12 protein-coding genes are annotated in these 14,563 nt (G+C 68.7%); 4 read left to right on the plus strand and 8 right to left on the minus strand.

Translation table 11 applies throughout. From position 1 onward, the window contains the following. Window positions 1–36 precede the first annotated feature (36 nt). Complete coding sequence (locus F6X53_RS02965; protein WP_150997064.1) at window positions 37–2,322, plus strand: lytic transglycosylase domain-containing protein; 2,286 nt, start codon at window positions 37–39, stop codon at window positions 2,320–2,322. A 3-nt stretch (window positions 2,323–2,325) separates the two neighbouring features. Here the strand turns inward: F6X53_RS02965 and F6X53_RS02970 are convergent, their stop codons facing one another. The 7 genes from F6X53_RS02970 to F6X53_RS03000 all read right to left on the minus strand — a co-directional run bounded on the left by F6X53_RS02970 (window position 2,326) and on the right by F6X53_RS03000 (window position 10,010). After that, on the minus strand, window positions 2,326–2,613 hold the full coding sequence (locus tag F6X53_RS02970; RefSeq protein ID WP_150997066.1) for a hypothetical protein: 288 nt from the start codon (window positions 2,611–2,613) through the stop codon (window positions 2,326–2,328). Between the two features lie 185 nt (window positions 2,614–2,798). After that, the gene (locus F6X53_RS02975; RefSeq protein WP_238298070.1) at window positions 2,799–4,703 is read right to left on the minus strand and encodes an OmpA family protein; all 1,905 of its coding nucleotides are present in this window, start codon (window positions 4,701–4,703) and stop codon (window positions 2,799–2,801) included. A 267-nt stretch (window positions 4,704–4,970) separates the two neighbouring features. Continuing rightward, a complete protein-coding gene (locus F6X53_RS02980) occupies window positions 4,971–6,638 on the minus strand; it encodes a porin (protein ID WP_150997070.1) in 1,668 nt (555 codons plus the stop codon). A 436-nt stretch (window positions 6,639–7,074) separates the two neighbouring features. Then, window positions 7,075–8,895 (minus strand): ATP-binding cassette domain-containing protein, encoded by a 1,821-nt coding sequence (locus F6X53_RS02985; protein WP_150997072.1) that lies wholly within the window; start codon window positions 8,893–8,895, stop codon window positions 7,075–7,077. A 79-nt stretch (window positions 8,896–8,974) separates the two neighbouring features. Continuing rightward, a complete protein-coding gene (locus F6X53_RS02990; protein ID WP_150997075.1) occupies window positions 8,975–9,193 on the minus strand; it encodes a hypothetical protein in 219 nt (72 codons plus the stop codon). 74 nt (window positions 9,194–9,267) lie between these two features. After that, a complete protein-coding gene (locus F6X53_RS02995; protein ID WP_150997077.1) occupies window positions 9,268–9,582 on the minus strand; it encodes a polyhydroxyalkanoic acid system family protein in 315 nt (104 codons plus the stop codon). A gap of 80 nt (window positions 9,583–9,662) precedes the next feature. Continuing rightward, window positions 9,663–10,010, minus strand: coding sequence for a septal ring lytic transglycosylase RlpA family protein (locus tag F6X53_RS03000; RefSeq protein ID WP_150997079.1), 348 nt, complete (start codon window positions 10,008–10,010; stop codon window positions 9,663–9,665). A 581-nt stretch (window positions 10,011–10,591) separates the two neighbouring features. Here F6X53_RS03000 and F6X53_RS03005 point away from each other — a divergent pair. Beyond that, on the plus strand, window positions 10,592–11,782 hold the full coding sequence (locus F6X53_RS03005) for a site-specific DNA-methyltransferase (RefSeq protein WP_150997081.1): 1,191 nt from the start codon (window positions 10,592–10,594) through the stop codon (window positions 11,780–11,782). A 16-nt stretch (window positions 11,783–11,798) separates the two neighbouring features. On the opposite strand, the gene mutY is transcribed toward F6X53_RS03005, so the two are convergent. After that, window positions 11,799–13,151, minus strand: coding sequence for an A/G-specific adenine glycosylase (gene mutY / locus F6X53_RS03010; protein WP_150997083.1), 1,353 nt, complete (start codon window positions 13,149–13,151; stop codon window positions 11,799–11,801). Between the two features lie 122 nt (window positions 13,152–13,273). On the opposite strand from mutY, the gene F6X53_RS03015 reads away from it, so the two are divergent. Together F6X53_RS03015 and F6X53_RS03020 are read left to right on the plus strand one after the other, a co-directional pair. Further along, window positions 13,274–13,759 carry a DUF721 domain-containing protein gene (locus F6X53_RS03015; RefSeq protein ID WP_150997085.1) on the plus strand — a complete coding sequence of 162 codons (486 nt, stop codon included), beginning with the start codon at window positions 13,274–13,276 and terminating at the stop codon, window positions 13,757–13,759. A gap of 116 nt (window positions 13,760–13,875) precedes the next feature. Continuing rightward, window positions 13,876–14,529, plus strand: a complete 654-nt coding sequence (locus tag F6X53_RS03020; RefSeq protein ID WP_150997087.1) for a DsbA family protein — start codon at window positions 13,876–13,878, stop codon at window positions 14,527–14,529. Window positions 14,530–14,563 lie beyond the last annotated feature (34 nt).

The raw sequence follows: 14,563 nt of genomic DNA on the forward strand, positions 1-14,563 counted from the left end.
TGCTTCGTCCGCTCGCGTCGGGGACTGATCGGAGCCATGGCCTCTCTCACACGCTCGCGCCTCACGTCCCTTGCCTTCGCTCTGACCGCCAGCGTCGCCCTCACCGTGCTGGCGGCCCGAGCCGGCTCCGACGGTGGCGAGGCGGCGTCCCAGCCGACGCCGCCCGCGAGCGACGCCGTTGCGCCGTCGAGCCAGATCCAGGACGCGCAGCCGCCCCTCGACGCCGCCGCCGCCGACGCCCTGAAGATCGAGCCGAAGGCGTCGGACGCCGACAAGGCAATCCCGGCCGCCGCGGCAGCCTATGCCTCGGCCGATCCCGATACGCCGATCGCCTTCCCGCTGCCGGATGCCGGCCTCACGCCGGCAGCGCCAGTGCCGGAGGTGCCGGATCCGAACCGCGCGGCGCGGAGCGGCGACACCGACGTCACGCTTCTGCGGCAGGCGATCGATTCCTACCGCAAGGGCAAGGTGGCGGAGGGCGACCGCCTGCGCGACGGCTTCACGGATCCCGCGACCCGCACCCTGCTGGAATGGACGGCGATCCGTGCCGGGGCGGGCATCGGATTCGAGCGCACGGTCTCCTTCACCCGCGCCCATCCCGCCTGGCCGGCCGGTCCCCTGCTGCGGCGCCGGGCGGAGGAGTCGCTGCTCTCCGAGCGCAAGAGCCCGGCGGCGACGCGCGCCTTCTTCGCGACGGCAAGACCCGCGAGCGCCCCCGGCAAGTTCGCCCTTGCCCTCGCCTTCAAGGCCGATTCCCTCGATGCGGACGCGGCTATCCTCGTGCGTGAAATGTGGCGCGAGGAAACATTCGGCCGATCGCTGGAAGCGAAGGTGCTGGATGCCTTTCCGGGCGTGCTCACGCGGGTCGACCACCGTTACCGCATGGAGCGCGCCCTCCTGAAGGAAGATTGGGAGGCTGCGGGCCGAGCTGCAGGCTATGCGGGCGGATCCTACGCGAGCCTCGTGCGGGCACGCCGGGCCGTCGAGGACAAGAGTTCAGGCGCACCGGCCGCCCTGAACGCCGTTCCGCCCTCTCTGCGCAACGACGCGTCCTTCATCCTGTCGCGGGCGCAGTATCTGCGCCGGGCCGACAAGCCTGCGGAGGCCGCGGCCGTGCTCGCCACGGCGCCGACCAATCCCGACGTGCTGGTCGACGGTGACGAATGGTGGGTCGAGCGCCGGATCGTGGCCCGCAAGCTCCTCGATCTCGGTGACGCCAAGACCGCCTACAGCGTGGCCAGCGGGCACAGCGCCCGCACGGTGGAGAAGCGGATCGAGGCTGAGTTTCATGCGGGCTGGATCGCGCTGCGCTTCGGCAACGATCCTGCGACGGCGGCGCGCCACTTCGCGCAGGCCGCCCGTATCGCGGAAACACCGATCTCGCTGGCCCGGACAGCCTATTGGCAGGGCCGCGCCGCCGAGGCGCAACAGGAACCTGCCCAGGCCAGGGCGTTCTACGAGAAGGCGGCTTTGCAGCCGATCGCCTATTACGGGCAGCTCGCCCGGGCGAAGCTCGGCCAGACCAGCCTGCCCCTCCGGGCCCCGAGCGACCACGATTCTGCGGCGCGGACAGCCTTCGAGGATCGGCTCTGCATCCGGGCCCTGCGTCTCCTCGGCGCGGCGTCGCTCAAGGAATTGGCGCTCCCGCTCTACATCGACACGGCGCAGAAGCTGACGGACCCGAGCGATTTGCAGGCGCTCGGCGATCTCGCGGTCGAGATGAAGGACGCGCGTGCCCTCGTGGCCATCGGCAAGCTCGCCGTGCAGCGCGGCCTCCCCCTCGATGCCCATGCCTACCCGACAATCGGGATCCCGAGCTACGAGGCATTCTCGGCGGTGCCGCTCGTGGAGAAGGCAATGGTGTTCGCCATCGCGCGCCAGGAGAGCCAGTTCGATCCGCGGGCACAGTCCGGCGTCGGCGCGCGGGGGCTGATGCAGATGATGCCAGCCACCGCCCAGCGGACGGCGCGCCGGGTCGCCGCCGCCTATGATCAGGACCGTCTCACCAGCGATCCGGCCTACAATGCCCGCCTCGGCCAAGCCCATCTCGGCGAGTTGATGGAGGATTGGCGCGGCTCCTACATCCTGGCCTTCGCCTCCTACAATGCGGGCGGCGGCAATGTGAAGAAATGGATCGATGCCTACGGCGATCCACGCAAGGGCCAGGTGGATCCTGTCGATTGGGTCGAACGGATTCCCTTCACGGAGACCCGCAACTACGTGCAGCGGGTGATGGAGAATCTGCAGGTCTACCGCAGCCGGCTAGACGGCAAGAGCGCGCTCCTGATCGAGGGCGACCTGCATCGGGGCGCCCGGCAGTAGGGGTCAGCCGCGAGACTTCTCGGCGCTGCCTTGCCGGAGGCTCGACAGGAAGGCACCGCCCAGGCAGCCACCCAGATAGGCTGGAAGCATCACGGCCGCGGTCTCGACCGACAGGCCGGCATCTCCGGTCAGGAAGCCGGATTGCGCCATCACGGCAAGCAGGACGGCCACGCCCAGGAGTCCGAGCGGAATGGCGCGGCGCTTCGGAAAGCCGGTCAGGCCGCCGACGGCGAGGCCGAGCACGAACGCTCCGGCAAGGCCCGGCCAGAGGGCCGACAGCAGCGCGATCACGGATAAAACCTCGACTTGGCGGGAACGGGGCGCAGCCCTCGATCTGGGATAGGGTGGCGGCCAGCTGTCCTGACGTGATCTCCGGATGGAGGCAAGCGCAGGACGCTGGTGGCGAGCCGCAGCGCAGGACTGGAACCGGGCTTTGGCTCATTCAAGGCTCGCGCAACCCACCCGAGCCCTAACCCTCAGCGAAGGGCGAAGCTCACGTCGAAACGCCGCGCGGCCGTCGGCTCAGGCGCGACGGCCGTGATCTGATCCGGCGCCATGCCTGCCTGGAGCAGGTACTCGACGATGACCAGGGCACGGAGCCGCGGCAGATCCGGTGGCGGCTCCTCGTCCTTCGGCTGATCCTCGGACTTAGCGGCGTTCGCGGGCTTGGTCGATTTGCCGGCCGTCTTGGCCTGATCCTTTCCGGGATTCTTCGCCGATTTCGGCTGCTCCTTCGCCTTGCCTGCGGGCGGAAGTGCGGCGTTCGTCATGGGCGCGGGCTCTGGAGGCTTTGCCTCCGCGGCCGCCGGCTTCGGCGCGTTCGGGGGCGGCGCCGGGTCGACATGCCCCGTGACCGTGATGCGCAGATCGGGACAGGCCTTTGCCAGGGCCGCAAGATCATCCAGAACCGGGTAGAATTCCGGCCGCAAGGCACTGCTGCCCGGTTCAAACCGCAGGCGCGGCGTGGCCGCATCCGACGCGAACTGGGACCGGCAGGTCTCGGCCGCGCGGTGCTCGGTGGGATTTCGGGCTTGAACATTGGCCTGCGCGGTCCAGCCCGACGGCATGATCTGCGGAAGCGTCGCGGCGATGCGGCGGGCACTTTCGGTGTAGAGGCTCTCGCCCGTCAGCCCGAGATTGCGATTGTTCACAGCCAGTTCCCCCGATGCAAGGGTGGCGAGGCTCGGCATCGCAACCTCCAGGGCACGGACGAGACCATCAGGTGCGCCCTGGGCGAGCCGGGTCTTGTCGACAATGCGTTCGCGGAAGAATCGGGGCCGCAGGGCGGCGAGGAGGCGCTCGCGCGCGGCAACATCCGGCAAATGACCCGTGATCGTGACGCTTTCCGCTTCGCGTCGAATCGTGAGGCGATAGGAGGTGAGCGGCAGGACATGCAGGCTGACCCGACCCGCGGTAACGCCCGTCGGCCTCTGATCCCGGATCAGTGCCTCGATCTCACCGACCGCCTGCGCGTCGAGCGCGTTGCCGGACACACTGAGCGCATCCGTCTCGAAGCGAACGGCTCCCTCCTGCAGGAGTGCCGTGACCGCGAAGGCAAGGCGGATCAGAGCGGGCCCGTCGAGGCCGGCAGGAAGGCCGCGCGCAGTCTGCAGGCGATCGTCCACGAAGGTGCCATTGGCCGTATCCGCCGCGAGGTCCCGCATCCGCACGCGCTCGGCTTCCGACGAGACGTAGCCCGTCAGCACGAGGCCGCCCGCGCTCGCACGCTCAACCGCGAAGCGAAAGTCCGAGACGACCGGGGGCAGGATGTCGACATGCCCGATGCTGTAGCCTTGCGGCGGGTTGGCGAAGGCGGTGCGCAAGGCATCGTATTCCGCGACGCCGACGGCCTCGCCCTCGAATGAGAGGGTCGTGTCCTTCACGGTCGCGACCGCGCCGCGGGCGAGTTGGCGCAGGCGCGCGACGGCGTAGCTCGCGGCAGCCAGGAAGTCCGGCGGTGCCCCCCGGGCAGCCTTGGCCTCGTCCGTAAGGATCAAGGTATCCGGAAGGTCCGCCTTGAGGCTGCCGGCCAGCGACGCGCGCCCGATCTCGACCGGCCGGCTCCCCGTGAGAGCGATCCGATCTTGCTCTGCCCGGGTCGCAGTCCAGGCGAAGGGCGATGCCTCCTGCACGATCCCGATTCCCGACACTACGCGGCGCACGCCCGAGATCTCGGTGAGTCGTTCGAGCGCGCTGTCGCGCATGTCTGCGGCCGGTGCCTCGCCCTTGGCGATGAGGTCGCGTCCCCGCGCCTCCACCCGCAGCCAAGGCTCCGATCCAATGGCTCCGGTCGTCTCCACGACCCGATCAGCGGCCGCGGCGAGGGAATTCTCGAAGCGCGGCTCCCCCCAGTGGACCGTTGCGCCCCAGAGCAGGACCAAGGCGGGCAATCCAAGCAGCCAGCCGGCGCGATGCCGACCAAGGTGTTGCAAGCGGAACGATGGCACGACGGGCCCCGACACAGGAAAAGCCGCAGGAACCGCGCGATCTCAGCGCACCTTCACGGCATCTTGAAGGCCGGGCGCCTCTTTGGTCCGGCTTCGACATGCGGAAAAACGAGGAGAGCCCCGGCGAGAGGGCCGGGGCTCTGAGAAGAGGCTGAGCGGATCTGAGATATGGGGCCAGCTCGATGCGGCCGGCCCTACGCCTCAGAAATCGCGCTGAACGCGGAAGCGAGCGTAGAAGCCGTCGGTCGACGAGACCGTCCGGACAGGAACGCCAGCAACTGTCGTCGCACCGGCAGCGGTGAAGCCCGGGCGATTGCCATCCGCGATGCGGCCATTGTTGAGGCCGTAGCGCAGGTAGGCGCCTTCCGCACCGATATCGAGGTCCTTCACCGGCGACCAGATCAAGCTCGCACCAGCGTAGGAAATGTTGGTGTCGCGCAGGATGTTGCTGAAGGCGAGCTGGTTGAAGGCCGTCGCCGTCCCCGTACCGATGTTCGGGAGCCCAGCGAAGCCGATGCGAGCGAGCTGGGTGCGCGCGCCCTGCGGCTGGTAGGCCTCACCGTAGGAGCCGAAGAAGGCCGAACGCCATTCGGGCGACCAGTAGTGCAGGTAGGAGGCCGTGACCGTCCAGCTCTGCGACGTCTCGAGACGGCCGGTGCCCGGGTTCAGAACCGCGTCGGACATGTAGGGCTGGACGCCGCCGACGATCGGGATGATCGAGGAGGCGATCAGTTCGCCGGCCACCGTCGAGTTGAAGCCCGAGTAGGCCATCGCGCCGTCGGCATAGGCGCCCTGCAGGTAGAGGGTGTCGCCCGGAGCGATGAACGGCAGGTTCAGCTTGACGCCACCCTGCACAGCCCAGCCGTAGACATTGCTCGGACGCGCGACGTTCGCGATTGTCGGCGCAGCACCGCCGCCGACGCCCGTCAGGTTCAGGGCGCTACCGATACCCACCTCGTGAACAGCCGCCGAGAGCTGGAAAGAACCCCAGGCCGCGTCGTAGCGCAGAGCGCCGACGAAGTCAGGCGTGCGGTTCTTCTGCGTGACGTCGAAGTTCGCGAGAGCCACCGGCACGCCGGCCGCGTTGGTGATGAAGACCGGCGAGAAAGCCGTCGCGTTCGCGAAGATGTTGAAGCCGGAATTTCCAGCGGTTCCGCCAGGAGCGACGTTGACGACGCTGTTGATGCCGGCGGTGTTCGCCGCGTAGCCCGCGAAGATCGGCTGGAAGCGGAAAGTCGGGTCTTCCATCGAGATCGTGGCCGACCAGCCCTCGCCGAACTTCGCCGTGTAGGCGAGCAGGTTCGTGGAAGGCGTGTCCGAGCCGCCCGAGAGGGCGATGATCTCGAAGTCGTGGGCGTAGAAGTCGAAGAACGAGGAGGCGCGACCGGCGGTGAGGCCGGCGAACTGCACGAAGGCCTTGTCGACGTTCACGTATTGCTGAGCGCGACCGAACGTGTCGGGGCCGAGCGCCGGGAAGGCATTGCCATAACGCTGCTGCGTGCCCGAGGTCATGTGCTGACCGGTCCGGCTCGCCACCTCAAGACGCGTGAAGGCGCGCAGGGTGCCGTAGGCGGTCTGCGTGCGGGCGTCGAGGTTGAAGCGGGCCAGGCCACGATATTGCGTGGTGTCCCCGGTCGTGGTGTTCCGGTTGTAGCCCGGGACGTAGCCGGCCTCGAAGCGGGCGCGGCCCGAGACGCGCAGGCAGGTGTCGGTGCCGGGGATGTAGAAGAAGCCTGCGCCGTAGGCCGAGCAGACACGGACGTACTCGACCGGGATGGCCTTCTTGACGGGGAGATCGGCAGCCTGCGCACCAGCGACGACGGTCAGCCCCGTCGCCGATCCCAGAAGTAGGCTCTTCACGAGCTTCATTGTGAAACCTCCAAAAGTTTCGAGACCCGTGGGACCGGACTTTATCCACGGCATCGGCTCCTCTTCGTGAGAGCGCCTGTCGCCGCAATCCTTGTATCCCTTGGAGGTAGGGCCCTCCCCGCACGGGCACTGGCCTAACCTTGAGACGGGATGTTTCTCCCTGTCTCCAAGTCACCATGAGCGAGGGGCGCGCAGCGGGCAACACGGTTTCGTGAGCCGCAACGGTTGCAGATCGCCTTTGAACGAGGCTGTTGCAGGCCCGCAACGTTTAAATTTGGAGCATCGTGCCCAAATCCAACGCTTCGCGCCGCAGCGAACATGTTTTGCCGTCTTCACAAGATCGCGCGCAATCCGATGCCCACAAACGCGGCTCGATCTCAGATAAAGGCCGCGTGCGGGTGCGCGATAGACTCGACCCAAGAGCGGGGTGCGGCCCTTACGCGCCCTGCGCCTCCCGCAGCATTTCGAGGGCGAGCCAACGATCTTCGGCCGCAGCGAGTCCGGTCTCCGCGTCGGCCAGCATCGCCGAGGCCTTCTCGAACCGGGCAGGATCGCGTGCATAGAGGGTGGCGTCCGCCAGAATGTCGCGAAGCTGCGCAATCGCAGCCTCAAGTTTCTCGATGCGTGCCGGAAGCGTCTTCAGCTCATGCTGCTCCTTGAACCCGAGCTTTGCTCGGGTCGCGGCTGCCGCAGCGGCAGCGGCCGCCGGATTTCGCTCGCGTGGCTCTGTCTTCGCGGACGGCGCCACCATGCGTGCCTGAACACCCTCGCCGCGTTGCGCGACCATGTCGGTGTAGCCGCCGGCGTACTCGATCCAGCGCCCTTCCCCTTCGCTCACCAGGACGCTGCCGACGACACGATCGAGGAAGTCGCGATCGTGGCTGACGAGGATCAGGGTGCCGGCATAATCGGCGAGCATTTCCTGCAGCAGGTCGAGTGTCTCAAGATCGAGATCGTTCGTCGGCTCGTCGAGAACGAGAAGATTGGCGGGCTGTGCCAGCGCACGTGCGATGAGGAGGCGATTGCGCTCGCCACCCGACAGAACGCTCACCGGCGTGCGGGCCTGCTCAGGCGCGAACAGGAAGTCCTTGAGATAGCCGATGACATGGCGGGATTGCCCCCCCACCGTGACGGTGTCACCGCGCCCGCCGGTGAGGACTTCCGTCACGGTCTGATTCGGCTCAAGCACGGCTCGCGCTTGGTCGAGCAGCATCATTTTCAAATTGGACCCGAGTTGCACGCTGCCGGAATCCGGCGCGAGCGCCCCAGTCAGGAGATTGATGAGGGTCGTCTTGCCCGCACCATTCGCGCCGACGATGCCGAGGCGATCGCCCCGCATGATTCGCAGCGACAGGTCGTCGACGATGCGGCGGTCCCCGTAGGATTTCGCGATGTCACACGCCTCGACCACGAGAGTGCCGGAGGCTTCCGCCTCGCTCGAGGTTATGTTCGCGGTCCCGACGGGACGGCGGTCCTCGCGTCGCTGCTTGCGCAGGTCGTGGAGGTTGCCAAGGCGCCGAACATTGCGCTTGCGGCGGGCCGTCACCCCGTAGCGAAGCCAATCCTCCTCGGCCGCGATCTTGCGGTCCAGCTTGTGCCGGTCGCGTTCCTCCTCCTCGAAGAACGCGTCGCGCCACGCCTCGAAGGTCGAGAAACCCTGCTCGATCCGTCGCGTGATGCCGCGATCGAGCCAGACGGTGGTGCGCGAGAGCGCGGAGAGAAAGCGACGATCGTGACTGATCAGCACGAGGGCCGCGCGGGTTCTCTTCAACTCGCCTTCGAGCCACTCGATCGCCGGCAGATCGAGATGATTCGTCGGTTCGTCGAGGAGCAGGATGTCGGGCTCGGGCGCGAGGGCCTGGGCCAGGGCGGCACGGCGTCCCTCGCCGCCGGAGAGGCGGGCAGGATTCTCGGTGCCGGTCAGCCCGAGGCTCTCGAGAAGATAGCGAGCCCGGTGGTGCTCGTCGCCCGGCGCCAACCCAGCCTCGACGAAGTCGAGGGTCGTCTCGTACCCTGAGAAGTCAGGCTCCTGGGCGAGATACCGAACCGTCGTTCCAGGCTGCAGAAAGCGCACGCCGCGATCCGGCTCGACGAAGCCGGCAGCGATGCGCATGAGCGTCGACTTGCCCGACCCGTTGCGCCCGACGAGGCAGGTGCGTTCACCGGGCGAGATGGCGAGGTCCGCGCGCTCGATCAGCGGCGTACCACCGAATGTGAGCGCGACGTCCTGGAGCGTAAGGAGAGGTGGTGCGGCCATGGGCGGGCTTATGACAGCGCGCGTGCCCGCAAACAAATGCTGCTTCCGGGTCAGCCCCGGCGCGGCTCTCGTGCCCGCTTCATGCCGTTGGGTTGGCAGGGCCTGTGGGTGAGGGATCCGGCGTGATCTGCGGCGAGGTGCCCGGATCGTTGATCGGTATCTCGGCCGGACGATCGCCGGGGGCTTCCGTCGGCGTCTCGCCGGGGATTTCCGGCCCGGGGCTCGGTTGCGGGACCTGCGGCGGCTCGTAGGGCGTATCCGGGACGGGCGCCTCGGGGATCGGACCTGGATTCGACATGAGCGGTCGCTCCTCCTGAGCCAGCATGACGTGTCGTCGGCAACGACCCCGCCCCGGGCGGGTTCCGCCGCGACCTACTTCTTGGTGAGGAGGAGATTGCCTTCCTTGCCGAGTGACTTGCGGATCTTCTCGGCAAACAACGCGAGCAGGAGGGGAAGCCGCACCTCCACGCGCACGCTTTCGGGGCCGACATCGATCTGACCGTCGACGCTCTGCGTCAGCGCGGACAGCGCGAAATCGAGGCGGTCCCCGGTCCAGGTGAGATTGCCGATGGTGACGCCGCTCTTGCCCAAGAGGGCTCGCCCCTGCTCGACGCCGGTCTCGATCCGGCGCCGCGCCTCGTCGCGACCGAGCTCATGCGGAATTTCGACGATCAGGGGCTTAGTCATCCGAGAAGTACCATCCTTCGTGCTGCGGCACGTCAGATGGGGCCGACCGACGGTTCAGGCAACGCCGGCCGGAGGGATGCTCAATCGACGACGTGCAGCGAGACGTAGCTCGTGCCGCCCATGCCGAGCGCGCGCGCCGAACCGCGGGACAGATCGATGATCCGGCCGCGGACGAAGGGCCCGCGATCGTTGATGCGCACCACCACGGAGCGCCCCGTCTGCTTGTTCTCGACGCGAACACGCGTGCCGAACGGCAGGCTGCGATGAGCGGCGGTCATTCCATTCGGATTGAAGCGCTCACCATTCGCGGTTTGGTGCCCGCTGCCGTACCAGGAGGCGGCTCCGCTCTGGGCCGTGGCTGGATTCAGCGCGGCGAGGGAGACGAGGGTACCCAGGAGAGCAGCTGCGGACCAACGAACAGGCTTCATGTGCATTCGCATTCCCTTTGTTGTTTGCGATGGCGGGGAAAATGAAGCCGATCGGGGCCAAAATGAGACGCGATCTTCGCGACGCGGCGAGACGTCCTCCAGGCTAAATCTCCACGCAGGCTGAGCAGTTTTTGCGCCAAGTATCGCGATAGATTTGATTTCATGATTTTTTCTTCGAGCGAGCGTCGCGATACATCGAACGACTTCGCTCTGAAGTGATCGCGAAGTCACGGATGATCTGGCGGCGAACGCCGGAGGCCTGCGCTCAGCGAAGCCCTGCCCCTCGTTTTGCGATGGAACAAATCATATGACGGCCGCGCGTTTGCCCGCATTTCACGCGGCGCTCGCGTGCGGAATCCGGAATCTCGGGGATGCGAGCGGGCGCCGTCCGGCCGCCACGGGTCGCGGACAGTCAAAGGCCCGGGCTTCTCCGGATGGTCCGGGTTAAAACGACAGCATCGCCAGGCAACCCGGCAAATTCTGCAGCCCCAAATCGAGACGGAAGGGGTTCCGGGTGGCAACCCGACCTTTACCCTAACGGCCGCATGGTCCCCCGGTCAGTCGCGTAACCGGTGTTTGCCATGGCCTCCCCGCGTACCGTGGTCGCCGGCGCCGCCGCCCGGAAACAAGTCTCGCGTACCGGGCGGGCCGCGTCGGCGCCACGGATGGGTCTCGTACCCTCCGTCCAGCGTCTTCCCCTCGACGAAATCCTCATCGGCGACTGCATCGCCGCCATGGACAGCCTGCCGGCTGCCAGCGTCGATTGCGTGTTCGCGGACCCGCCCTACAATCTCCAGCTCGGCGAGGGCGCGCTGCTGCGCCCCGACCAGAGCCGCGTCGACGCCGTCGACGACGATTGGGACAAGTTCTCGAGCCTCGCGCAGTACGACAGCTTCACCCGCGCCTGGCTCACCGCCTGCCGCCGCGTGATGAAGCCCAATGCTTCGCTCTGGGTGATCGGGTCCTACCACAACATCTTCCGGGTCGGCAGCGCGCTGCAGGATCTTGGTTTCTGGATTCTCAACGACATCGTCTGGCGCAAGGCCAACCCGATGCCGAATTTCCGCGGCAAGCGCTTCACCAACGCGCACGAGACCCTGATCTGGGCCTCCCGCGACCCGAACGCGAAGTACACCTTCCATTACGAGGCGCTGAAGGGGGGCAACGAGGACCTTCAGATGCGCTCCGACTGGTTCATCCCCCTCTGCACCGGGGATGAGCGCCTGAAGGACGCCGCCGGCCGGAAGGTCCACCCGACCCAGAAGCCAGAGGCGCTCCTCGCCCGGACGCTGCTCTCGGCGACGAACCCCGGCGACGTGGTGCTCGACCCGTTCTTCGGCACCGGCACGACGGGCGCAGTCGCCAAGCGCCTCGGCCGGCGCTTCATCGGCATCGAGCGCGAGACGGTCTACGCGGATGCCGCCCGCGAGCGGATCGCGGCGGTCGAGCCCCTGTCGCAGGCGACCCTCGCCCTCGCGCCGGCCAAGCGGGCCGAGCCGCGGGTGCCCTTCCTCAGCGTGATCGAGGCCGGCCATGTCCGGGCCGGCGAGACGCTCAGCGACGCCCGCGGGCGCTTCAAGGCGGTGGTGCGCCCGGACGGCACCGTGATGGTCGGCCCGGTCAGCGGCTCGATCCACAAGATCGGCGCCCTCGTGCAGGGATTGCCCGCCTGCAACGGCTGGGATTTCTGGCACGCCGAGCGGAACGGCCAGCGCGTCGTCATCGACACCTTCCGGGCCAAGATGCGCACGCAGATGGGCGCCACCGCCTGATCGCTGCCGGGCGGCCTCAGCGCTTCGATGCGCGGGGCCGGCCCCGCGCGGGCTTCGGGCGCGCGGCCGGCCGGGCGAGCGCCCCCTCCTCCGCCGCCATCGCGTCATCGGCGAAATCCATGGGTCCGTCGTCGGCCTCTGTCCGGGCAAGCTCGGGCCGAGCCTCGCGCGGCCTCGGCTTGGGCACCGAGCGGATGGTCGGCAGCGGCTCGGGCTCGGGAATCGTCACTTCGGCTGCGGCGAGGAGCGGCGCCGGCGCCGGCTCCCGCTTCGGCTTTGCCGCCCGCGCCGGCGCGGGCTCGGCCGGCGGATTGAGCGCGTGGGCCAGGACCTTCTTCATCACCCCGGGCAAGGGCTCCGCGTCGAGGTCGCGCCGGGGTGTGAAGCGCATTCCCTCCGGGGCCGGCGTCGCCAGCCCGACGCGGGCGTGGAACACCGTCAATTCCAGGGGAAAATGCGTAAAGCCGTGCCGCACGAGGCCAGGCAGGCGCTTCCAGCGGGCATCGAGGGGCGCGTCGAGCAGGGCCCGGGCCGGGTCGTAATCCGGCTCCCAGGGGCTCATCGGCGGCTCCGCCATGGCCCCGAGCAGGCCGGTCGCCGGGCGCGTGCGCAGCAGGACGGCCTCGTCGCCGCCGCGCACGACCACGAAGGCGGCCCCCCGCCGCAGCGTGCCCTTCACGACCTTCACCTTGCGGGGAAAGGTCTCCTGCAGGCCCAAGACCCGGGCGCGGCAGGGTCCGAGCCAGGGGCAGAGGGCGCAGGCCGGGCGCTTGGGCGTGCAGATCGTCGCGCCGAGATCCATCACGGCCTGGGCGAAGTCGCCGGGCCTGTCGGCGGGGACGAGGGCCTGGGTGATCCGGCGGATCTCGGGCCGGGACGCGGGCAGCGGCGTCTCGATCGCGCAGAGCCGGGTCATCACGCGCTCGACATTGCCGTCGACGGCGGCTTCCTGGCGGTCGAAGGCGATCGCCGCGATGGCGCCCGCCGTGTAGGCGCCGATCCCCGGGAGCCTGCGCAGCGCCTCGGCCGTGTCGGGGAAGCGCCCGGCGGCCGCCACCACCTTGGCGCAGGCATGGAGGTTGCGCGCCCGGGAATAGTAGCCGAGGCCGGCCCAGGCGGCCATCACGGCCTCCTCGGGCGCCTCCGCCAGGGCCTCGACGGTCGGGAAGCGCTCCAAGAACCGCTGGAAATAGGGCTTCACCGCCGCGATCGTGGTCTGCTGCAGCATCACCTCCGAGAGCCAGACGCGGTAGGGGTCGGGGCGCTCGCCCGCCAGCGCCCGCCAGGGCAGGACCCGGCGATGCCGGTCGTACCAGCAGAGGAGGTCGGCGGCCCGAGGCCCCGGAATCGTCGCATCGGGCGCTGACATGCGGTTCCGTGCATAGCCGGGCCGGCGGGCCGATCAAAGCGCTCCCGTCGCGGCCCGGCTTGGCGTATCATCGCGGCTCTCCGGGTCCCGAGGCCAGGAGCCCCCGAGGGCAAGTCCATCCCATGGCGCGCGTCAAACCGCTTGCTGAACTCCTCGAGGCCTGCATCGGGCCCGCCTTCGCGGCGCAAGGCTTCGCCTCGACCGACATCCTGGCGGCCTGGCCCGACATCGTCGGCCCGCGCCTCGCCCGCCACTGCCAGCCCTCCAGGCTCGAATGGCCCAGGCGCCGCCGCAAGGACGAGGACGGGCGCCCGGAATCCGGCACCCTGGTGGTGCGGGTCGAGGGGGTGTTCGCGATCGAGCTCCAGCATCTCGCCCCCGTCGTGATCGAGCGGATCAACGCGCATTACGGCTGGGCCTGCATCGGCAAGATCGTGATGCAGCAGGGCCGGATCGACCGGGGCGCGCGGCGCCATGCGGCCCCGTCCATCGACCCGGCCCGCCGGGGCGAGGTCGCGCTCGCGGTGTCGCAGATCGGCGACGAGGGCCTGCGCGATGCCCTCGACCGCCTCGGCACCGCCGTCGTGGCGGCGGGCCCGAAACGATGACGCGGCCGCGAGGCCAGGCGGGGTAGCGACGGCACGGCGCCTTGCCAGGGCCCGCGCGAGATTCTACCGCAGCCCGATCATCCACCCGCACCCAGTCACCGGAGCTCGTCACGATCATGATCACCCGGCGCGACGCCATCAAAGCGACCGGCCTTGCGGTCGGCGCGGCCATCCTCCTGCCGAAGCTCTCGCTCTCGGCCTTCGCGCAGAGCGAGAACGTGGCCGCGCTGATGCAGCCCGGCCCGCTCGGGGACGTCTGGCTCGGGCCCAAGGACGCCAAGGTCACGATCATCGAGTACGCCTCGATGACCTGCTCCCATTGCGCGGCGTTCCACCGCCAGACCTGGCCCGAGTTGAAGGCGCGCTACATCGACACCGGCAAGGTGCGCTTCACCCTGCGCGAGTTCCCCCTCGACCCCCTGGCCACCGCCGCCTTCATGCTGGCGCGCTGCGACGGGGACGCGAAGTACTACCCGATCACCGACCTGCTCTTCGACCAGCAGGCCGCCTGGGCCTTCGTCCAGAAGCCGCAATCGCCCGTCGACGCCCTCGAGCAGATGCTGCGTCAGGCCGGATTCTCGAAGGAGAAGTTCGAGGCCTGCCTCAAGGACCAGAAGATCTACAGCGCCGTGAACGCGGTGAAGCAGCGCGGGCTCGACACCTTCAAGGTCGATTCCACCCCGACCTTCTTCATCAACGGCGAGCGCTACAAGGGCGAGATCTCGATCGACGGCCTGGAGAAGGTGATCAAGCCGATCCTCGGCGCCTGATCCGCCGCGCGGCGCCCGCCGGGGGCCGCGCGAC

It is taken from the genome of Methylobacterium soli (genome assembly GCF_008806385.1).
Taxonomy (GTDB): domain Bacteria; phylum Pseudomonadota; class Alphaproteobacteria; order Rhizobiales; family Beijerinckiaceae; genus Methylobacterium; species Methylobacterium soli.

Bases quoted from the DNA above. Each gene is read 5' to 3' on its own strand.
- F6X53_RS02965 (WP_150997064.1), top strand. From the start codon at position 37: ATGGCCTCTCTCACACGCTCGCGCCTCACGTCCCTTGCCTTCGCTCTG.
- F6X53_RS02980 (WP_150997070.1), bottom strand. From the start codon at position 6,638: ATGAAGCTCGTGAAGAGCCTACTTCTGGGATCGGCGACGGGGCTGACC.
- F6X53_RS02985 (WP_150997072.1), bottom strand. From the start codon at position 8,895: ATGGCCGCACCACCTCTCCTTACGCTCCAGGACGTCGCGCTCACATTC.
- F6X53_RS02990 (WP_150997075.1), bottom strand. From the start codon at position 9,193: ATGTCGAATCCAGGTCCGATCCCCGAGGCGCCCGTCCCGGATACGCCC.
- F6X53_RS02995 (WP_150997077.1), bottom strand. From the start codon at position 9,582: ATGACTAAGCCCCTGATCGTCGAAATTCCGCATGAGCTCGGTCGCGAC.
- F6X53_RS03000 (WP_150997079.1), bottom strand. From the start codon at position 10,010: ATGAAGCCTGTTCGTTGGTCCGCAGCTGCTCTCCTGGGTACCCTCGTC.
- F6X53_RS03005 (WP_150997081.1), top strand. From the start codon at position 10,592: ATGGCCTCCCCGCGTACCGTGGTCGCCGGCGCCGCCGCCCGGAAACAA.
- mutY (WP_150997083.1), bottom strand. From the start codon at position 13,151: ATGTCAGCGCCCGATGCGACGATTCCGGGGCCTCGGGCCGCCGACCTC.
- F6X53_RS03015 (WP_150997085.1), top strand. From the start codon at position 13,274: ATGGCGCGCGTCAAACCGCTTGCTGAACTCCTCGAGGCCTGCATCGGG.
- F6X53_RS03020 (WP_150997087.1), top strand. From the start codon at position 13,876: ATGATCACCCGGCGCGACGCCATCAAAGCGACCGGCCTTGCGGTCGGC.